The following is a 20,028-nucleotide window of genomic DNA, read 5'->3' as shown; positions in this document are numbered from 1 at the left end:
TTACGCAGCAGGTCTGACCATCTTCAACTCCGGGCGTTTGGGCTGAATTCCGTCACCGCTGGATCTGCCCCGCACTTGTCGACCAAGCCACGGAGCAACGTATTTACCTAGCCATTCTAGGGTCGATGCGTATTCGTGCAGCGCAGTGGATGGGTTTGGTGGGGGCAGTGGTGTGGTGTGAACGGAATGTTCTGCCTCGATGGTGTCGAGTACTGCCTCAGCCATCCGTTGGTGGCCCAGCGGTGACATGTGAATGCGATCGCGGTTCCACATACGCAGGTCTCTGTATTCGTTCATGCGCCAGAAGTCGACTACCTCCGCGCCGTGCCGATCGGCAATCTCGCGAACAATTTCCGAGTAGATGGCCGCGCGTCCACGCATGTGGCGGTGGACAGGTGCCCACCCAATGTCGTGGGCTGTCCACATGATGACAGCGGCGTGGGAGTCGACGAGGCGTGCGATGACGGAATCGTACTCTTTTGCGAGTTCGGTGAAGTTCACGCGCATCGTGAGAAGGTCGTTGTACCCGGCGTAGATGGTGACGATGTCCGGTTTCATTGCGATCGCTTGGGGGAGCTGCCGTGCTTTGACGTCAGCGATGTGGTGCCCACGAACGGCGAGGTTGGCATATCGAAGCCGTGGATTGTGTACCGCGAGTTCTTCAGCGACACGTTCGGACCAACCCCGGCAGCCGCGGGGGTACTGGGGGTGGGGGTCACCTAGCCCTTCGGTGAAGGAGTCGCCTAGTGCGACGTACGAGTGGATCGCGGTGCTCGGTGACATCTGCGTGGCTCCCCAGGGGTGTGACGTGAACTGCTTCACATTTTGGTATAGCGCGGAGTATTACGCCACCGTAGGTGCGGTTTTCGACACAACGTGGGGCGCAGTCGGTGGCGCTGTTCGTGCTATCGGTTTTATCCCGACGCTCGGTGTGACCTAGACAACTCAGTGAATGACGATTAACCTAAAATAGGTGATCCACAGTTGATCCGTAGTGGCATGGGTGGAGGGGCTCCTTTGAGCACAACTAGTTTCAGCACAATCTTGGTAGCCAACCGCGGCGAGATAGCGGTCCGCGTCATGCGCACATTGCGTGCGCTCGGCATTCGAACAGTCGCGGTGTACAGCGACGCGGACCAAAATGCCCGCCATGTTGACGAAGCGGATACCGCAGTCCACATTGGCCCTTCGGCTGCACGTGAGAGCTACCTTCGGATCGACAAGATCATCGAAGCCGCGAAGCGCGCGGGAGCCGACGCGATCCATCCCGGGTACGGCTTCCTGTCGGAAAACACGGCATTCGCGGCAGCCTGCGCGGACAACGACATTGCCTTCCTCGGGCCATCCGCGCACGCGATCGAAGTCATGGGTGACAAGATCACCGCGAAGAATGCGGTCGCGGAATTTGGTGTCCCAGTAGTCCCCGGAATTGCGGAGCCGGGACTATCTGATGACGCGCTCATCGCTGCTGCGGTCGACATCGGATACCCAGTCCTGGTCAAGCCATCCGCTGGTGGTGGCGGTAAAGGAATGCGCAAGGTCACTGATCCTGCGGAGCTACCGGAAGCATTGCGGTCGGCGCGCCGCGAAGCGGCATCTGCTTTTGGCGACGACACGCTGTTCATCGAGCGTTTTGTCACCCGTCCACGTCACATCGAAGTGCAGGTCCTAGCAGACAAACACGGCAATGTTGTGCATCTGGGCGAACGCGAATGCTCGCTGCAGCGCAGGCACCAGAAAGTCATCGAAGAAGCTCCGTCGCCGCTGCTAGATGCGGCCACCCGTGCACGGATCGGTGAAGCAGCGTGCAACACCGCGCGCAGTGTCGACTACACAGGGGCAGGCACGGTGGAGTTCATCGTGTCGGCAGATAAACCCGACGAATTCTTCTTCATGGAGATGAACACCCGCTTGCAGGTTGAGCACCCGGTGACCGAATGCGTCACCGGCATCGACCTCGTGGAGTGGCAGGTGCGAGTGGCAGCAGGTGAGCCCCTGGCATTCGCCCAGTCCGATATCACGATGTCTGGGCATTCAATCGAGGCCCGTGTTTACGCGGAAGACCCAGGCCGAGGGTTCCTCCCCACCGGTGGGACCGTGTTGGCACTGCAAGAACCGCGCGGTGTCCGAGTTGATTCGGGCCTCATCGTCGGAACAGTTGTGGGAAGCGACTACGACCCGATGTTGTCGAAGGTCATTTCTTACGCCGACGACCGCGAAGCTGCACTCGACAAACTTGATCGTGCGTTGGGAACCACAGCCGTGCATGGTGTGGGGACCAATGTTGAGTTCCTTCGGTTCCTCCTGGCGGATCCAGACGTCCAAGCCGGTCGGTTAGACACTGATCTGCTTGATCGACGACTGCCGGACTATGCCCCTGCACCGGTACCAGACGTGGTGTTTATTGCTGCCGCAGCATTTCGGTGGGTGCGGCATTGGCCCACCAGACCAAACAGTCTGTGGGAAGTACCCAACGGATGGCGTCCGGGCGAACACGTTCCGTATCGAGTCCGGCTCACCGGAGGCGACCGAACTGAAATCGTGAACCTGGTTGGAAGCCCCCTCAACGCGCAGGCATCCGTGGGTGAGGGACCTGAAAGCTCATTGCGCATCGTTGTCGATGGAACCGAATGTGCATTGACCCTCGACGGGCAGCGCTTCACATTGACGGTCAGCGAAGACCACCACCACGTATGGGTGACAACTGAAGACGGAACGTGGTCAGTGCAGGTAGTCCGTGAAGCCAGCGTCCGGCAGCATGAGGCTCATCGAGGGGACGCTGACATCACCAGCCCTATGCCGGGTTCGGTTATCGCCGTCCATGTCGCCAACGGTGACGATGTCGCAGCCGGGGCTCCGGTGGTCGTCGTCGAGGCAATGAAGATGGAACACACGCTTACCTCGCCTGTTGACGGCACCGTCATTCTTCATGCTGCACCTGGCGATCAGGTGACCGTAGATCAACTTCTTGCGCGCATCACTGCTGCTGAAACACCACAAGAATAGGACTTTTCTTCGATGACAACCTTTCTTTCAAGCGCAAACCTCCCCGACGAGTACGAACAACTACGCCGTTCAGTCGCCGACTTTGCCAAAAACGTCGTTGCGCCGGTCGCGGCCCATCACGACGAAACGAAAACTTTCCCATACGAGGTAGTAGCCGGAATGGCGGAGATGGGACTGTTCGGGCTTCCGTTTCCAGAGGAATACGGCGGCATGGGTGGCGACTACTTTGCCCTCTGTATCGCCTTGGAGGAGCTAGGCAAGGTCGATCAATCTGTTGCCGTCACGCTGGAGGCAGGAGTATCTCTCGGCGCGATGCCCATCTACCGTTTCGGAACCGAAGAGCAGAAACAACAGTGGCTGCCACAACTGGCCAGCGGTCAACGGATCGGCGCGTTTGGCCTCACCGAAGCGGGTGCTGGCAGTGACGCCGGTGGAACGAAAACCACGGCAAAACTCGTCGACGGCGAATGGGTAATAAACGGAAGCAAGCAGTTCATCACGAACTCAGGCACAGACATCACCGCGCTCGTGACTGCTACCGCGGTGACAGGGGTAGACAGCAACGGCAAGAAAGAAATCTCCACAATCATCGTGCCTGCCGACACCCCAGGTTTTACGGCCCAACCGGGATACTCGAAAGTCGGCTGGCATGCATCGGACACGCATCCGCTGACATTCGACGACGTTCGCGTCCCTGAGGGAAACCTACTTGGACAGCAAGGACGTGGATACGCGAACTTCCTTCGCATTCTTGATGAAGGGCGCATCGCTATTGCGGCGCTGGCAACTGGTGTCGCGCAGGGGTGCGTGGACGAATGCGTTCGGTATGCAAAGGAGCGCACGGCGTTCGGAAAGCCGATCGGCCAGAACCAGGCCATCGCGTTCAAGATTGCCCGGATGGAGGCACGTGCAGCCTCCGCGCGTGCCGCTTACTATGACGCTGCAGCACTGATGTTGTCTGGGAAGCCGTTCAAGAAGGCAGCTGCCATCGCAAAAATGGTGTCGAGTGAAGCTGCGATGGACAACGCTCGCGACGCAACCCAGGTATTCGGCGGATACGGCTACATGAATGAGTACCTCGTCGCCCGCCACTACCGGGACAGCAAGATCCTCGAAGTTGGGGAAGGAACCACCGAGGTGCAACTGATGCTTATTTCTCGCGAACTTGGGTTATAGCGATGACTGCGCGGCGGATTATCCAACGTGGCCTCTGGTTCGAAGAGTTTGAGGTGGGGGCGGTGTATGAACACCGCCCCGGCCGCACGATCACCGAAACCGACAATGTTCTATTCACAACCCTGACGATGAACACGCAGGCGTTGCACCTTGACGCTGCATGGAGCGAGGAGCAAGAGCCGTTTCATGCAAGGCTCGTCAACTCGATGATGACGTTATCGACTCTGGTGGGATTGTCGGTGGCGCAACTGACGCAGGGCACGATCGTGGCGAACTTGGGCTTTTCGGCAATCGCTTTTCCAGCACCGATGTTTCACGGTGACACGCTTTATGCCGAGACTCTCATTGCGGGCAAGCGCGAAACAAAGTCGAGGCCAGGGGAGGGGATCGTCACCCTCCAACACACTGGCCGCAATCAGCACGGAGACATTGTTGCGACCGCTGAACGCTCAACCCTGGTGCGGATGCGTCCAACGACCGGTGACACGGCTCCAGACGATTCCTTGAGCTAATGGTTGGTGCGACCAAGGCTCGTGCGGAAGTCGCTAGGGGACATCCCTGCACGTGTGGCGAAAAACTTGGCGAAGTTGGACACGTCAGTAAAACCGAGTTGAGTCGCGATGCTGCTCGTGGTGCTTCGGGTGTGAGCCAGGAGTCGTTTCGACTCCAACATCACTCGCGCATCGATGTACTGCTTTGCCGTGAAACCGGTCGCGGCGCGAACGGATCGCGTCAAGGTCTTCTCCGAATATCCGACTTCGTGAGCGTAGTCGCCAACCGACCGTGTGGTCGCAAACCCGCGCTCCACGGCCGCGGAAAACAACTCAACAATGGACGCGTCCGCATGTCCGCGTGCAGGATCTTTTCCGTCCGGGGTGAGCGCCCGCAGTGTGAGCAAGATGGTGGCGAGGTTGTGCCGCAGCAACGCCGCCGACGCTCCTGGCCGACTACTCGATTGGTTGCCATAAGACCAGGCCAGATGTTCAAAGAGAGCCAAGACCGACGGGTCGACTTCATGCCAGCAGCATTGACGGTGCACCTCGCTGGTGGACAGCAAACTCTGCGTGGTCGAGTCCAAAGCCGCGTCTTCGAACAGCACAACCGTTGCATCGTAAGCGTAAACATCGCCCCAGCGTTGAACCTGCCCTGGGTGCACCCACCACACGGCACCCGAGGTGAATTCGCTCGACATAAAGTCGATCTCATGGCGGCCGTTGCCACCCGTCACAAGGGTGAGCAGGTGGAAGTGGGGGCATTGTGGGTCGGCAAACTCGGCTTGTCCCACGCGGTCCCGCATGTGGCGCAGCGTCGTTACCTCGATGCCGTGGCGGGCGGCAAGACTCGGCGGCTGGTAAGTGATCGCTCGGATGCGATCTTGTCCGAATTTCACCATAAGGAGTCCAATAATGACCGTGATGTACCTCTCACAAGGGCATAGATTAACCCAGAGCGATGTCACGTATCCCCGTTGCAGACGGTGGGCTGCGGAACTGGTGCCAATGTTGTCACCAGTTCCCGGCTCCGCGCGGCGTAGGACGGATGCGTGATGACGGGCAACAGTCGTTTTCCAACGGGCTCCGCGTGGCTATTTTGTCCGGCGGATCGGCCCGAAAGGTTCGCCAAGGCAGCGAGCATCGCCGACGTTGTCATCCTCGACCTCGAAGATGGGGTGGCTCCGGCGGCCAAACCAGCCGCTCGCGAAGCTCTAGTGTCGAGTGCCCTTGACCCAGCCATGACCGTTGTTCGGATCAATCCGTACGGAACCCCAGACCACGATCTCGACCTCGCAGCGTTAGCGCAGACTCCCTACACACTGGTGATGTTGTCCAAGTGTGAAGGCGCAGACCATGCCGCAGCGTTGTCGAACTTTGATGTCATCGCGCTGGTTGAGTCTCCTCTCGGCGCGCTCCGTGCCTCGGACATCGCCTCGGCAGCTCCTGTCCGCGCACTGATGTGGGGCGCGGAAGATCTGATCGCGGCCATGGGAGGAACGGCAAGTCGCCACGACGATGGGGCGTATCGACATGTAGCTCAGCACGTCAGATCTACCACGTTGCTGGCCGCGAAGGCCCATGGCCGAATTGCCTTGGACTCGGTTTTTCTCAACATTGCTGATCTTGACGGGTTACGCGCAGAAACCCGCGATGGTGTCGCAATCGGGTTCGATGCCAAGGTTGCGATTCATCCCTCGCAGGTAACTGTCATCCGCGACGTATTCACGCCGACGGTAGAGGAGATCGACTGGGCACAACGACTTCTCAGTGCGGCGAAAGGCGAACGTGGTGTGTTTACGTTCGAGGGGCGAATGGTGGATGCCCCAGTTTTGCGGCATGCCGAAGCAGTGCTCCGACGGACGGGAAGGGCCGAACAATGACGAACGAGCCAGCACCGATGTGGGAACCGACGCCCGACGGCGCTGCCCGAGCCCGCATCACTGACTTCGCGAGGTTCGCTCGCACCTCTGGTGCACCACAGGACAGCTACGACGAACTCCTGCGGTGGAGTGTGGACAATCCCGAATCATTTTGGGGAAGCCTATGGCGCTACTTTGATCTCGGCGAGATTCCTGGCCCTGTACTCGCGTCCCGCACGATGCCCGGGGCTCAGTGGTTTCCAGGTGTGCGCCTCAACTATGCCAACGTGGTGATGCGCCGCCCACAGGCGGAGCGACCCGCGATTCTGGCGCTCAGTGAAGACAGCCCAGCCAAACACATCAGCTGGGACCAGGTGCAGCGCGATACCGCAGCACTTGCAGCGACGTTGCGTGAGGCAGGCGTCAAACCGGGCGACCGGGTTGTGGGTTACCTCCCCAACATTCCTGAGGCGATCATCGCGTTTCTAGCGACGGCCAGTCTCGGCGCAGTGTGGGCGGCCTGCGGACAGGACTACTCAGCGCCGGCCGCAGTCGCTCGCCTCGCGCAACTTAACCCGGTGGTACTGATCGCCGCTGATGGCTACCGGTACGGCGGGAAAGTCCACGACAAACGGCCCACGGTCGAGGAACTGAGCGCGGCGCTCACGAGCATCACTGCGACAATTCTGGTTCCCAATATCGGCGCAGATAGTACTAGTGCAGATAAACAGGCTGAAGGTACCCGCGACGGAGTGATGGACTGGGCAGCTGCCATCGCCAACGAGGCAGAATGGGCACCCACTGATGTGCCGTTCGATCACCCGCTGTGGGTCGTGTTTTCTTCGGGGACCACTGGGCTACCCAAAGGGATCGTGCATGGCCATGGCGGTGTTGCCATCGAGCACCTCAAGCAGGTGGGGTTGCACCTTGACCTCGGTGTCGATGACACCTTTTTCTGGTTCACCAGCCCGAGCTGGATGATGTGGAATTTCCTCATCGCCGGACTGATGGTGGGGTCCACGGTCGTCACTTACGACGGCAGCCCCGCATCACCGCACATCGATGCCGTGTGGAAGCTGGCGGCCGACCACCGCGTCACCGTTGTGGGTACGAGCCCCGGCTATGTGCTTTCCTGCGCCAAAGCGGAACGTTCACCACGGCATGACCACGACCTATCTGCGCTGAGGGCAGTCGGAATCACCGGCGCCACATTGCCTGAATCATCAGCCTGGTGGATGCATCGCCACGTCGGTGAAGATGTGCAAATTTGTTCCATCAGCGGCGGCACCGACGTCGTGTCAGCGTTCGTCGGACCATCGCCCATCACGCCCGTGTGGGCGGGAGAGATTACCCGGCCGTGCCTCGGGGTCGCACTTGATTCTTTCGACACCTCAGGAAACTCAGTGCGCAACGGTGTGGGTGAACTAGTCATTACGGCCCCCATGCCATCAATGCCAGTGGCTTTTTGGAACGATCCTGATGGCAGCAAGTACCTCGACGCATACTTCGACACCTACCCCGGCATATGGCGCCATGGTGACTGGATTTCAATAACTGACCACGGCACGATCCTCATGCACGGCCGGAGTGATTCCACACTGAATCGGCACGGTGTGCGGATGGGAAGCGCAGACATCTACCAGGTCGTAGAGCAAATCCCGGACGTGTTTGAAGCGCTCATTTTGGGTGTTGAACTCCCAGACGGTGAGTACTGGATGCCGCTCTTCGTGCACCTCGCCGACGAAGTCGAACTCACCGACGAAGTTCAACACCGCATCGTTTCAGCAATTCGTGAGCAATTGTCACCACGGCACGTCCCTGACGAAATAATTGCGGCTCCCGCGATCCCGCACACGCGAACAGGCAAGAAGCTTGAGGTTCCTCTGAAGAAAATCCTGCAAGGCGGTGATCCTGGCCGAGCGGTAGATAGAAGCGCTGTCGATTCACCGGAACTCGTTGATTGGTTTGCACAATTCCGACGGTGAAAGCTGCACATTGGAACACGTCAATGGCGAATTAGTATTGGTGAGTGGTTTTCCGTAATACAGTGACCGGGTTGCCCCTTAGGTTCGCGGAAGGAATTACCCACGTGGAGCAGTACACAGTCCCCGGTTACACCAGCGTTGATGAGGCCAAGGCTGTTGCGGCGCGGGCGTATGAACTGGACCGCAAACACGTGTTTCATTCCTGGGCGGCGCAGGGTTCCTTCAAGCCGATGGTGGTGACCGCAGCGGAAGGTTCCTACGTTTGGGACGGCAACGGTGACAAGTTGCTGGACTTTTCGTCCCAATTGGTTAACACCAATATTGGACACCAGCACCCTAAAGTTGTGCAGGCCATTGTGGAGCAGGCGCAACGAATCACCACAATCGCTCCGCACCATGTCAATGATCAGCGCAGCGAAGCGGCGCGGCTCATTAGTGAGCGCACCCCCGGCGACCTTAACCAGGTTTTCTTCACCAACAGTGGTGCTGAAGCGGTCGAGCATGCCATTCGCATGGCCCGGGTGCACACCGGGCGAAACAAGGTGCTGTCGCGCTACCGCTCGTACCACGGGGCTACGGCGCTCGCGATCAACGTGACGGGTGATCCGCGGCGGTGGGCAAATGACCGAGGCACGGAAGGTGCTGTTCATTTCTTTGGCCCGTTCCTGTACCGTTCGGCGTTCCATTCCACCAACGAGGCGGAGGAAGAGCAGCGAGCACTCGAGCACCTTGAGCAGGTAATTGAACTTGAAGGTCCCGCCACAATTGCGGCGCTTATCTTGGAAACGGTGCCGGGCGGGCCCGGCATCATTCCGCCCCCACCTGGCTACCTTCGCGGAGTGCGGGAACTGTGCACGAAGCACGGCATCGTCATGATCGCAGACGAGGTGATGTGCGGTTTTGGTCGAACAGGCCGATGGTTTGCGATCGACGAGTTCGACACAGTGCCCGACTTGTTGACGTTCGCCAAGGGCGTCAATTCCGGCTACGTGCCACTCGGAGGTGTGGCTATCGCACCGCACATTGCCGCAACATTCAATGACCGTCCTTACCCTGGCGGTTTGACGTATTCAGGCCACCCTCTGGCGTGCGCTGCGGCGGTGGCGACCATCAACGCCATGTCAGATGACGGAGTCGTCGACAACGCTCGAATTATCGGGGAAACGGTCATTGAACCTGCGCTTAGGGAAATGGCGCAACGCCACAGCAGTGTTGGAGACTTGCGTGGTCGCGGTGTGTTCTGGGCTGTGGAATTGGTGGAAAATCAATCCACCAAAGCGCCTCTCGCTCCCTATGCGGGAACCAGCCAAGCGATGGTCGAAATGATGGCGGAATGCAAACGACTCGGTATGCTGCCACTGATGGTGTCAAACCGCATTCATATAGCCCCACCGTGCACAATCACAGCGGATGAGGCTCGTGAAGGGCTCGAAATCCTTGATCAGGTGCTTAAGATAGCTGATTCGTACGCCACATGAGTGCCCAATCAGGCTAGACGAGCAATCAGGCAAGATCTGCGAGGATTCCTGACACAATTCGCTGCTGCGTATCGGGTGTGACCTGGCTCGTGTAGCACCGCCTGGCCGCAACGGCCAGTCGGTGAGCAGTTTCATTAAGCGGATGCCCGTTGTGCGCACGCACCCACTCAAAGGTCACATGGCGGGAAGCGCGCTTCATATTGATGCGGTCCACGATCGCGGCGATGCCGTGATGTACGACCCGATTCGTGGCAACGAGGCACGACAATGCGTCGCGGCTATCCACGAGGATATGCAACGACCGGCCATCGTTGAACGTATCAAGTGCCAGCTCAATGGCTGCAAGTTCAGCAACGTCAATGCGGCCAATCTGTGCGCGGAACCTCGACTGCGCCACACCTTCGTCGCTGACGCACGCAATTCCAGCACCCCGATGACGTGAGCGAAGCGATGCGTCGGTCGCCACGACGAGGCGTCCTGTGTCCTTGCGCGGCAACCCGGCAAGTTCGGCCTGCTGGCGATGAACTTTCAAGTCAATTTGGGTACCCGCGATGGCATTGAGCTTCGCCAGCCTGGCATCGACAGGATCGAGGTCTACAGCGCATTGTGGGAACGCGTTCAGGGACGGTAATAGAAGGTTTCGTAACTGAGGCTGGTGCACGTACACGGACAACGTCCGCTGATGTCCCTCCACCGTCTTATACAGATACTCGAAAGCATCCACACCGACCAGGCTCAGGGTCGCTTCACGTCGCTTAGGGGTTTGGTCGTGTTGTTGCCTCACGAAAAACTGGAACGCTGAGTAGAAGCCGTCACTGATGACAGCAATGGCACACGCAACCGGTTCAGGCTTTCCGCCAATAAGTTCCTCGGAATTGAACGTTCGAACAACTCCATACCAATGCCGTGCGGGGTCATGAGAGGGTGCATTGTTGCCGCGGCTTGGGTGTTGACCTATTCCGGCCCACAGTATTTCGCGCACTTCGTCGAGGGAAGGAAAAGAGTATCGCGTTGGGAGGGCAGCACTCATCGCCACGCGGAGCCGCCGTAGCGGACTCATGAGCCGCGAACTCGTTGACACAGGCACTCCTCCCTCGCGTTGCAACCCGACGCGTAAGTTCGGCGTCACGATGGAAAGTACTACCAGGCTACGACATCTTTACTGGCATTAACCCTAGATTAACCTGAGGATTCAGATGCAACAGCAAAACTTCTCGAATACCAGCCCAGTTGTGCACTTTCCCACGAGGTTGAGGAGGTGCCTTCAGTTGGTAAAAGGAGTTAGCAACCTGCGGATTGAATCAGGTTGAGGATCGCATCAGCGCGAGCGTCGTCAATCTCCACGCCATCGGATTCAAATTCATCGCGAACAGAGTCACGTAAGTCGTCGGTGTCATCACCGTCGCGCACGTCTTCGCACACGGACTCGGCACCTGAAACTAACTCTTCATCGGTCTTGTCAGCTGCGATGTCGGGGTACTGTCCGCGAAGCGCGGAAACAAACGCAAGGTCAATAAGTGCATCAACAGCTCCAGCGGCCGCATTGGTGGTGGTCTCTGATGCGTCAGACGCGTCATCACCGTTGGCACATGCCGGGACGGTGAGTAGCGCTGCAACGGCAATGCTCGCGGCGATGGTACGGAAACGTCGGTTCATGTTATTCCCTCACTATTGCGATGGTGGATTTGGCGATGGCGCCTCATTTAAACGACGGTGCCTTCTTCAAACGAAGCAATACCCAAAGTCTTCGTAAACGAAACCCCCAATCTTGTTAAGACTTAGGCAGTGAGTCTCGTGCCTCAGCGCGACACTCCTCGACAATGTGCCCTGCGACGTCGCGAAGTTTTTCCTGACCGTGTTGAGACAGTGCAACGAGAACGCTAAATGCCCGCTCATCATCAATGCAGTATTTCTGCATAATGATCCCCTTCGCCATGCCGATGACATCTCGTGAGTCAAGAGCATCAAGGAGCTGCAACTTTTCCCTGGAATGCGCTAGCGCAATCGCGGCATGTGCAGCAAACGGCTGACCTGTATGAACGGCAGCGTCATCGAATGCATCATGCTGTGACGAATACAAGTTGAGGGCGCCCTGCGTCCTCCCGTCGAGGTGAAGCCTGAACGCCAACATGGATGCAACCCCCGCATCGGCGGCGGCTGTGGAGAAGTCCGGCCAGCGATGCTCTGCACTCATATCGCCAGTTCGGTACACCTCAGCTTCAAAAATCGCGTCAACGCAGGGGCCCTCACCGAACTTGTACTGGTATTCATCTATCTGCTCGACCAGCGGCGAAGTGGGTGCAGCCGTTTCAATTTTTCCATCAACTATTAGGGATAGTCCGGCATGATCCGTGCCGGGGATGCTTTTCTGCGCTTCCCTCACAATCGCTTCAAGTGTTGCCGCGAAATTGGGTTCGCTCCCCATCGACAAGGCCGCGTCGGCAAGCCGGGCAGCAATACCGCGCGGTTGTGGCAGATCCGTCAACACAACTCCTCAGAGCCAAGGTGCACCGTTACGTTCGTACGAAGCTTTGGGACAGCGACAATACTGCATCAGCCACCGTGCGCTGAAGATTTAACTCTTCATCAAAGCCCACGGCGCACAGAATATGACGGACTGATGGGTTTCCGACAACGGCACTGTGTCCACCACGCTTGCGCAGGAGTGTAGTGATGTCGGCGAGGGCGCGAATCCCGGCACTACCAAGGAATGACACCGCTGTCAGATCAAAAACGTAGACACCATCGGAGAGAAATAGATCAGACTCGAGTTGCGAACGAAGCGACGAGACGCTGGCGATATCAACGTCCCCTGTGATTCGAACGACTGTGGCGCCGTACGAAGTGTGCTCGCTAGTGACAAGGAGAGGTGACATGCTTGATGTAGCAGGTGAATGGTTGAAGCGGTGACTCATGGCTGCGGCCTCCCATTGCATTGACAGATGGGTGGGAGCGAGCGCTGATCATCGAATCTAGAAACAACCAGGTCCGCGATACGTCAGTGCGCGCTTCCCACAGGCTGTTGGCTCAACCAATATTTATATTACCTGCGTCACACCAATCCTCATAATAAAATCAGCCGGAACGGAGATATGTCCTATTCGCGACTCAATCGCAGGTGACTGTCCGCAGGGCGGCTAGAACGAGACGATGGTGGGTACCCTCCGAGATGACAGGGTTGAGAACTAACCCACAGCGCCACAACCCACGGAGCCCACATGGACAGCGCAACAATAGACAGCGAACCTCGTCGCATTGAGTTGCGAATCCCGGCATCTCCTGAATTTCTTCAACTTGGTCGCCTGATGGGCGTAGCTCTTGCATCACACACGAACTTCACTGTTGATGACATGGAAGACATACGGCTTGCGGTGGATGAGGCGTGCACGCAACTGATAAATATTTCTACCGCCAACGGTCAGCTTGATTGCACGTTCGATATTTCCGACAAAGCCATAAGCGTCGGGATTACTGGTAACCCGGAACCAGGAAAATCGATTTCCCCTGTAGGGATCGGCTGGCATGTCCTATCGTCGGTCGTGAACAATGTCGACCTAGCTACCACAAATGGCCGCGCTGGCGGCACAGCCACAATCTCATTCGTCAAGCGTTGCAGTGCCGCGTAACAATGGCCGATGACGACTACTCCGATGTGCCAGCGCTTCTCAGTCGGCTCAACTCACTAACTCCAGGTTCCGCCGAATTTCTGCACGAGCGCGACGCAATTACCGTTCGCTGCCTTCCCCTCGCCCGAAACATTTCACGACGGTTCCAAGGCCGCGGCGAAGATCCGGACGACCTCTTACAGGTAGCGCGAGTGGGACTTGTCAAAGCGATCGAACGATTTGACCCCGAGTCCGGATACGAGTTCCTTTCCTTTGCGGTGCCCACAATCATGGGTGAAGTTCGGCGCCACCTCCGCGACCACGTGGGCCAAATGCGTGTGCCCCGGAACCTGCAAGAATTGCGCGTTCGCCTCGCAATGGAATTACCCGACCTGACTCAAAAGCTCGCGCGTACGCCCCGCCCACGCGACATCGCCGAGGCTCTGGGAGTCCCCGTCGATGAGATTACCAACGCTATGACAGCCGGATACGTATATCGAGCAGAAGACCTCGACGACATCCACCAACAAAATTTTCCCATCGATTCGAATTTTGATTCTCAGTCAGACGAGAGGCTGTGGCTGGAAAAGGTTATTGGGCAGCTTCCTGACCGCCACCGCTACATACTCCGCCTTCGATTTGTGGAAGACCTCACGCAAACAGAAATTGCAAATTCCATCGGAGTTTCGCAAGTTCACGTTTCACGCCTACTCACTCAAGGCCTCGCAACATTGCGTGAGCAATTAGCGGGGGACTAGCGTCGCAATGTTTACAACATCATCCGGGTGGGTAATCCACTGATGCAGCGTCACAATCAGTGTTCGCAAGGTAAGAGATCGTGACACTGCGCCGTCAAGGTATGACGCAAAGAACAGGAGAATGTTCATGATCGCGCTCGGGATTATTTTGCTCGTCATTGGTTGGCTCACTGGAATCCAGATCCTGTGGACCATCGGTATCGTGGCACTTGTCGTTGGCTTGGTGCTGCTCCTGCTCGGTTCCATCGGTCGGCCAGTTGGTGGTCGCAGGTACTGGTATTAGCCCACCTGGGGTTTCTCTCTCTGTGGGGTTGGTCCAAGTGAAAGGTGAAAGATATGCGTGGTATCGGCGGACTGCTGACCCTGATCGTGATCATATGGCTCATCGTCGGCGCAATCGCAGCAGGACAACGTGGCTATTACTCCAACACTGACCCAGACTGCGCTGGGATCGGGACCTTGGCGCTGACAGTTGTGGCTGGCCCCTTGAACTACATGGGTGTCAATCCAGCGATCGAAGGTTGCGATATTCGGCAGCCGAGTCCTTAGTTGGCCAGAAATGCCAGTTGGGCCCCCGTGTTTCCACGGGGGCCCAACTAGTTTTTGTCTCAGAGGCCAGGCAGGCTGATAATGCCGCCAAAGAAATCTGCCGCCGCGAGCAGGCCATCGAAGATCATGGCGTACAGCTCGGACGGGGGAAAGCCAAGCTGGTCTTCGCCAACGGTGGAAAGGTCAAAAATAGACAACATGCGGCCTCCATGCCAAGTGGTTGATTCCGGTTATGATGCTACGGCAACAGCGCGCCATCAGACGGCTTGCGATGCACTTCTCACAGTGACCAATCTGAACGCGTCACGCTACCGAACCAATGGAATACAACAGGATTGTTATAGCAGTTCGCGGTAGTGTTCTTTGCGGTCAAGAATCTTCTGGACATACGGTTGCGTCTGGCTGCTGTACTCGCCGCCCTCGGGCATCCCACCGAATCTTTGAACTGCCCCAAACCCGGCGTTGTATGCCGCAAGTGCAAGGTTGAGAGGATCGCCTTCAAGTGATCCTGCGGCCACTCCCGCATGTGATAGTCGAATGTTTTCGCACATGAACGCAGCCTGTGCCGTTACAGCATCGGGAATGCTATATGGATTTGCAATCCCGTCGCCGTCAGCATCAACACCCCACGTTGCCCACGTTTCTGGAATGAACTGCGAGGGACCCATGGCACCGCGATTACTCAGCGCGTCACTTCGGAAACTACTCTCGGCTTCGATCTGCGCTGCAAGTAATTCCGGTGTCACGGCGTCGCATTGCTCGGCCGCCCGAACGATCCACTCTCGGTACTCGTCATTAAAACCTGACGTCACGGCCCCAGGCGAGTAGTCCGGATGCTCCCGGATATCGTCTAGGAATCCTGCGCACCCCGAAGCGCCGAGGGCTAGCGCCACTAGCGTGCCTATCCAGATTCTTTTCATCGTTATCGAGTGTGCCGCCGAATCGTTGGTCATGCCACTAAATGTGGTTGGAAGCATTGCGCTGCGCGTGGAGCGCCAACCACAATGGTGTGTGATGGCAATCACAATTTCAGGAGGTTCGAATGCACGCAGTAGTGGGGGACCACGTCCACATCAAGAGCCCGACTGTCGGCCAACATGAGCTCGAAGGCGAAATCGTCGAAGTGCAAGGGCAACAAGGAGAACCTCCATACCGAGTCCGATTCGATGACGGCCACGAATCGTTGATGTTCCCCGGTGCTGACTGCCAAATCGAGCACCGAAGCTAGTTCACCGCAGCTCCCGCATCACATGAGCCAGATGAAATATGCGGTGACAACGACGAAGAGGGCGTAAGTGATGGGGTGAACATCGCGCCATCGTCCCTTAAGCACCATAAGAATCGGATACAGAAACAACCCGAACGCGATGCCGTTCGCAATCGAGTATGTCAATGGCATCGCGGCGACTGTCATGAACGCCGGAATCGCATATTCCAACTTTGACCACTCAATATCGCCGAGCGCCGTCGCCATAAATACGCCCACAAGAATCAGCGCGGGTGCCGTAACCTCCGGTGTCACCACCGCCAACAGCGGTGAGAAGAAGATTGACAACACGAACAGCACCGCTGTCACCACTGAAGCGAGGCCGGTCCTCGCGCCTGCGCTAACACCCGCCGATGACTCGATGTAGGACGTAGTAGTCGATGTGCCGAGAACTGCGCCGCCCATGGTTGCCACCGAGTCGGCCATTAACGCCTTGTTGGCCCGCGGTAGTTCCCCGTTGCGCAAGAATCCCGCCTGGTTGGCCACGGCTATCAAAGTTCCCGATGTGTCAAAGAAGTCCACGAAAAGCATCGTCAGGATGACAACTGCCATTTGGGCGGTGAACAGTTCGCCAATCGATCCAAATGCGGCACCAAAGGTGGGAGCCAAACTTGGCACAGCGCTCACTACACCGGCCGGAGCAGCGATGACGCCTGTCACCACTCCTGCGGCCGCTGTGAAAATCATGCCGTAAAAGACCCCGCCTTTGAATCCGCGAATGAGGAATGCGGCAGTAACCAAAACACCGAAAATTGCGAGCAATGTTTCAGGCCGCCGCAAATCACCCAGCCCAACGAGTGTCGCTTCGCTCTCCACGACAATTCCAGCGTTTCTCAGGCCGATAAACGCAATGAACAAACCGATGCCCGCCCCAGTGGCAAATTTCAAATGCAGAGGGATGGCGTTAACGATCGCCCCACGCACACCGGTTACCGCGAGAATGAAAAACAGAATGCCAGACACAAACGTGCCCGCCAGGGCTGTCTCCCACGGAATTCCCATTACGAGCACCACGGTGAACGCGAAGAACGCATTCAGACCCATCCCTGGCGCTAACGCTATGGGGTAGCGCGCCCATAGGCCCATGACGAGTGAGCCAAGGGCTGCGGCGAGTGCGGTGGCGACGAACACCGCCGAGATATCCATGCCGGTTGTGCCCAGGATCTGGGGGTTGACGAACAAGATGTACGCCATGGCAAGGAAGGTGGTGACACCGCCGACAACTTCTGTGCGCACGGTGGTGCCAGCCGCGGACAATCCGAAGTACTGGTCCGCATTCCGGCGCGCCACTGCGGTGCGTGATCTGCCCACGAGTCATTCTCCTTGCTCCGACACAAACCGGAAACTTCACATCCCCGAACTGCCATATCCTTGAACTAAGGATCTTCGCAGAGTCTGCCCCCGCTAGGTGACACGAAGATTGCAGCGACGCAACATTCTCCGCAGCGTAAGCGCCATCACATGTTCACGGCTGCTGGGCAGCTCGGTGCAGGATGACAGCAATTCCTTCCGTGATTCTTCCTGCGAAGTCAAAGTTCAAGGATTCATCGGGAACGTGAGCGTTGCTGTCTGGGCCCAACGCTCCGGTGATGACGAATTGGGCGTCTGGGTTCGCCTCGTGAAGCAGGCCCATGAATGGAATGGAACCGCCCACGCCCATCGCACGCCAAGGGTTGTGGAAGACGGTGTCACTGACTTCAGTGAGAGCATCATGGAGCCATGGTGCTGTGGTGGGGGCGTTCCAGCCGTTGGCGGCTTCAATGTCGGTGACTGTTACGACGGCGCCGCGGGGCACATCGGTGGTGAGGGTGGCAACGATGGTCTCGATTGCGCGATCGGCGTCGACAGTAGGGGGTAGGCGGAAGCTGAGGCGAAGCGTTGTGGAGGGTCGCAGCACATTTCCGGCATCGGCCACGGGTGGCAATCCTTCCGCGCCGATGATCTCTAGGGCGGGACGCCAGGTGTTGAGCAGGTGTTGCTCCACTTCATCCGCGCTGTCGAGTTCAACACCGTCTTGCAGCGGTAGTACGAAGCGCCACGCACCGGGCAGGGTTTCTGCGGCACCTTGTGTTTCTTTGAGACGATCAGCGGGGACGGGAACATTCAATTCAGGTATGAGGATGCGCCCTGTAGCGGAGTCCTCAACTCGGTCGAGTAGCTGCCGGGTGATGCGAAATGAACTCGCCACCGGTCCTCCGGCCATTCCGGAATGTACGCCTGACTTCAGTGTCGAAACGGTGAGTGAGACGCTGGCAAGCCCACGCAGCGACGTCGTCAGCCACATCCGCTCGTAGTCTCCTGCGCCGGAATCCAAACAGACTACGAGTGATACGTCGCCAAGCCTGTCGGTGAGGTGTGTGAGGTATGCGGGGAGGTCGGGGCTGCCTGATTCTTCGCTTGTTTCAAGTAGCAGCACACAACGAGGGTGTTCACCGTTGGCTGCTAGCAGTGATTCGAGTGCTGTCACCGCCGAAAACCCGGCATAACCATCATCGACTGCGCCGCGTCCGTATAGTCTGTCGCCTTTTATTGTGGGGTCCCACGGTCCGTCGCTGTGTGTCCACCCGTCAAGCCCGGGTTGTTTATCTAGGTGGCCGTACAGCAACACGGTTTTTGTTGATGTGGCACCAGCGGACGCTGGAACGTCGACGACAAGCAGGGGCGATAAGTTTGGTAGTCGTTCGACAAATATGTCTGCACCGGGGAGGTTTCGGCCCGAAATCCACGTTTGAAGATGCGTCACCGCAGCATCGATGTGGCCATTTTCGGCCCATTGTGGATCGAATGCTGGCGACAATGCCGGGATCCGTACAAAGTCCATCAGGGCTGGTAGTGCGGCACGCCACCGCTGGTCAATGGTTTCACGGAGAACGGTGTGGTCCATTCCGCTGATGCTAGTCGTGATGTGCTGTACCTCGCGAGGGGCACAACATGACCGTAGGTGTGTGAAACGGATACACTCCGCGCGGGTGAGAGGTGGAAAAACTATGGCTGTGGATGTGTCTGAGGCTGCGTCAGTTACCAGTAGTGGTGGTGCGGCGTGGCGTCGCAACCTTGGCGAGTGGATTGAGTCAAAGCGTGTGCGTGGCGTCATTACTGCGCTCATTCTTATCAACGCTGTTGTGCTGGGTATCGAAACGTCTGCGGGCGCCCGCGAGTCGATTGGTGTTGTGCTGACTAACGTCAATCAGGTGATCTTGGCTGTTTTTGTGGCTGAGATTCTGATTAAGTTGGTTGCTTTTGGTCCGCGTTTCTTCAAGTCGGGATGGAATATTTTCGACTTCCTTATCGTGGGTATTTCGCTCGTTCCCACGTCGGGTCCTCTTGCGATTTTGCGTACGCTGCGCATTCTGCGCGTGCTGCGTTTGCTTTCCACTGTGAAGCGCCTGCGCATGCTGGTGGAATCACTCATGCAGGCGTTACCTGGAATTGGGTGGACGGCAGCTTTGCTGTTGATGATGTTTTACATCTTTGGCGTTATGGGAACTGAGCTTTTTGGTCAACGGTTCCCTGAGTGGTTCGGAACGCTTGGTCGTAGCATTTACAGCTTGTTCCAGATTATGACTCTGGAAAGTTGGTCAATGGGCATCGCTCGGCCTGTCATGGCGGAATATCCCTATGCTTGGGTGTTCTTTGTTCCGTTCATTCTGATTTCGAGTTTCATGGTCCTAAACTTGTTCATTGCGATCATTGTGAGTGCCACGCAAGAGGTTCATGAGATGGAGATTCGTGGTGAACGTGAAGCGCAGGAGCAGCAAGCTCATGCTGAACGAGAGGAGATGCTTGATTTGCTCCGCTCAATGAATGCGCGGATGGAGGAATTAGAGCGGCGCCTTGGCCGATAGCGGTGT

The 20,028-nt window shown here is 57.6% G+C and carries 22 protein-coding genes; 12 read left to right on the top strand and 10 right to left on the bottom strand.

Annotated features, from left to right (window positions below):
* Window positions 1-783, bottom strand: coding sequence for an SGNH/GDSL hydrolase family protein (locus IEW73_RS07200; RefSeq protein ID WP_188672086.1), 783 nt, complete (start codon window positions 781-783; stop codon window positions 1-3).
* Between the two features lie 216 nt (window positions 784-999).
* Here IEW73_RS07200 and IEW73_RS07195 point away from each other — a divergent pair, with 216 nt between their 5' ends.
* From IEW73_RS07195 to IEW73_RS07185, 3 genes are read left to right on the top strand one after another with little or no spacing between them, the layout of a single operon-like run.
* A complete protein-coding gene (locus IEW73_RS07195) occupies window positions 1,000-3,006 on the top strand; it encodes an acetyl/propionyl/methylcrotonyl-CoA carboxylase subunit alpha (RefSeq protein ID WP_188672083.1) in 2,007 nt (668 codons plus the stop codon).
* A gap of 12 nt (window positions 3,007-3,018) precedes the next feature.
* Entirely contained in the window at window positions 3,019-4,182 is a 1,164-nt protein-coding gene (locus IEW73_RS07190) for an acyl-CoA dehydrogenase family protein (RefSeq protein ID WP_188672079.1), read from the top strand.
* 2 nt (window positions 4,183-4,184) lie between these two features.
* Window positions 4,185-4,694: a MaoC family dehydratase gene (locus tag IEW73_RS07185; RefSeq protein ID WP_188672077.1), complete on the top strand. Its 510-nt coding sequence runs from the start codon at window positions 4,185-4,187 to the stop codon at window positions 4,692-4,694.
* Here the strand turns inward: IEW73_RS07185 and IEW73_RS07180 are convergent.
* Window positions 4,691-5,575 (bottom strand): helix-turn-helix domain-containing protein, encoded by an 885-nt coding sequence (locus IEW73_RS07180; protein ID WP_188672074.1) that lies wholly within the window; start codon window positions 5,573-5,575, stop codon window positions 4,691-4,693. The genes IEW73_RS07185 and IEW73_RS07180 overlap by 4 nt on opposite strands.
* A 153-nt stretch (window positions 5,576-5,728) precedes the next feature.
* On the opposite strand from IEW73_RS07180, the gene IEW73_RS07175 reads away from it, so the two are divergent.
* The 3 genes from IEW73_RS07175 (at window position 5,729) to IEW73_RS07165 (ending at window position 9,998) form a co-directional block, all read left to right on the top strand.
* Entirely contained in the window at window positions 5,729-6,556 is an 828-nt protein-coding gene (locus IEW73_RS07175) for an HpcH/HpaI aldolase/citrate lyase family protein (RefSeq protein WP_188672071.1), read from the top strand.
* Complete coding sequence (locus tag IEW73_RS07170) at window positions 6,553-8,520, top strand: acetoacetate--CoA ligase (protein WP_188672068.1); 1,968 nt, start codon at window positions 6,553-6,555, stop codon at window positions 8,518-8,520. The genes IEW73_RS07175 and IEW73_RS07170 overlap by 4 nt, the downstream gene beginning before the upstream one ends.
* A gap of 95 nt (window positions 8,521-8,615) precedes the next feature.
* On the top strand, window positions 8,616-9,998 hold the full coding sequence (locus tag IEW73_RS07165) for an aspartate aminotransferase family protein (protein WP_188673103.1): 1,383 nt from the start codon (window positions 8,616-8,618) through the stop codon (window positions 9,996-9,998).
* Window positions 9,999-10,023: 25 nt separating this feature from the next.
* Here the strand turns inward: IEW73_RS07165 and IEW73_RS07160 are convergent, their stop codons facing one another.
* From IEW73_RS07160 to IEW73_RS07145, 4 genes are all read right to left on the bottom strand, one after another.
* Window positions 10,024-11,079, bottom strand: a complete 1,056-nt coding sequence (locus IEW73_RS07160; RefSeq protein WP_188672064.1) for an RNase H family protein — start codon at window positions 11,077-11,079, stop codon at window positions 10,024-10,026.
* 200 nt (window positions 11,080-11,279) lie between these two features.
* Window positions 11,280-11,654, bottom strand: coding sequence for a hypothetical protein (locus IEW73_RS07155; protein ID WP_188672061.1), 375 nt, complete (start codon window positions 11,652-11,654; stop codon window positions 11,280-11,282).
* 115 nt (window positions 11,655-11,769) lie between these two features.
* Window positions 11,770-12,483: a GAF and ANTAR domain-containing protein gene (locus IEW73_RS07150; RefSeq protein WP_206050455.1), complete on the bottom strand. Its 714-nt coding sequence runs from the start codon at window positions 12,481-12,483 to the stop codon at window positions 11,770-11,772.
* A gap of 28 nt (window positions 12,484-12,511) precedes the next feature.
* Window positions 12,512-12,913 carry an STAS domain-containing protein gene (locus tag IEW73_RS07145; RefSeq protein ID WP_188672058.1) on the bottom strand — a complete coding sequence of 134 codons (402 nt, stop codon included), beginning with the start codon at window positions 12,911-12,913 and terminating at the stop codon, window positions 12,512-12,514.
* A 303-nt stretch (window positions 12,914-13,216) separates the two neighbouring features.
* Here IEW73_RS07145 and IEW73_RS07140 point away from each other — a divergent pair, with 303 nt between their 5' ends.
* The 4 genes from IEW73_RS07140 (at window position 13,217) to IEW73_RS07125 (ending at window position 14,910) form a co-directional block, all read left to right on the top strand.
* Window positions 13,217-13,624 carry an ATP-binding protein gene (locus IEW73_RS07140; RefSeq protein ID WP_188672055.1) on the top strand — a complete coding sequence of 136 codons (408 nt, stop codon included), beginning with the start codon at window positions 13,217-13,219 and terminating at the stop codon, window positions 13,622-13,624.
* Window positions 13,625-13,626: 2 nt separating this feature from the next.
* Complete coding sequence (locus IEW73_RS07135) at window positions 13,627-14,361, top strand: sigma-70 family RNA polymerase sigma factor (RefSeq protein ID WP_188672052.1); 735 nt, start codon at window positions 13,627-13,629, stop codon at window positions 14,359-14,361.
* A gap of 127 nt (window positions 14,362-14,488) precedes the next feature.
* Window positions 14,489-14,644 (top strand): DUF6131 family protein, encoded by a 156-nt coding sequence (locus IEW73_RS07130; RefSeq protein WP_188672049.1) that lies wholly within the window; start codon window positions 14,489-14,491, stop codon window positions 14,642-14,644.
* 53 nt (window positions 14,645-14,697) lie between these two features.
* Window positions 14,698-14,910: a hypothetical protein gene (locus IEW73_RS07125; RefSeq protein ID WP_188672046.1), complete on the top strand. Its 213-nt coding sequence runs from the start codon at window positions 14,698-14,700 to the stop codon at window positions 14,908-14,910.
* A 59-nt stretch (window positions 14,911-14,969) separates the two neighbouring features.
* Here the strand turns inward: IEW73_RS07125 and IEW73_RS07120 are convergent, their stop codons facing one another.
* On the bottom strand, window positions 14,970-15,110 hold the full coding sequence (locus IEW73_RS07120) for a hypothetical protein (protein ID WP_188672043.1): 141 nt from the start codon (window positions 15,108-15,110) through the stop codon (window positions 14,970-14,972).
* A gap of 138 nt (window positions 15,111-15,248) precedes the next feature.
* Entirely contained in the window at window positions 15,249-15,863 is a 615-nt protein-coding gene (locus IEW73_RS07115) for a lytic transglycosylase domain-containing protein (protein WP_229675810.1), read from the bottom strand.
* A gap of 89 nt (window positions 15,864-15,952) precedes the next feature.
* Between IEW73_RS07115 and IEW73_RS07110 the strand changes: the two genes are divergently transcribed.
* A complete protein-coding gene (locus IEW73_RS07110; RefSeq protein WP_188672040.1) occupies window positions 15,953-16,138 on the top strand; it encodes a DUF1918 domain-containing protein in 186 nt (61 codons plus the stop codon).
* An 18-nt stretch (window positions 16,139-16,156) separates the two neighbouring features.
* Here the strand turns inward: IEW73_RS07110 and IEW73_RS07105 are convergent, their stop codons facing one another.
* Both IEW73_RS07105 and IEW73_RS07100 read right to left on the bottom strand, forming a co-directional pair.
* Complete coding sequence (locus IEW73_RS07105) at window positions 16,157-17,488, bottom strand: NCS2 family permease (RefSeq protein ID WP_188672037.1); 1,332 nt, start codon at window positions 17,486-17,488, stop codon at window positions 16,157-16,159.
* 154 nt (window positions 17,489-17,642) lie between these two features.
* Window positions 17,643-19,061, bottom strand: coding sequence for a M20/M25/M40 family metallo-hydrolase (locus tag IEW73_RS07100; protein ID WP_188672033.1), 1,419 nt, complete (start codon window positions 19,059-19,061; stop codon window positions 17,643-17,645).
* Window positions 19,062-19,164: 103 nt separating this feature from the next.
* On the opposite strand from IEW73_RS07100, the gene IEW73_RS07095 reads away from it, so the two are divergent.
* Entirely contained in the window at window positions 19,165-20,022 is an 858-nt protein-coding gene (locus tag IEW73_RS07095) for an ion transporter (protein ID WP_188672030.1), read from the top strand.
* The last annotated feature ends 6 nt before the right edge of the window (window positions 20,023-20,028 follow it).

The organism is Hoyosella rhizosphaerae (assembly GCF_014643175.1).
GTDB lineage: Bacteria > Actinomycetota > Actinomycetes > Mycobacteriales > Mycobacteriaceae > Lolliginicoccus > Lolliginicoccus rhizosphaerae.
This window is presented reverse-complemented; position numbering and strand designations above follow the sequence as displayed.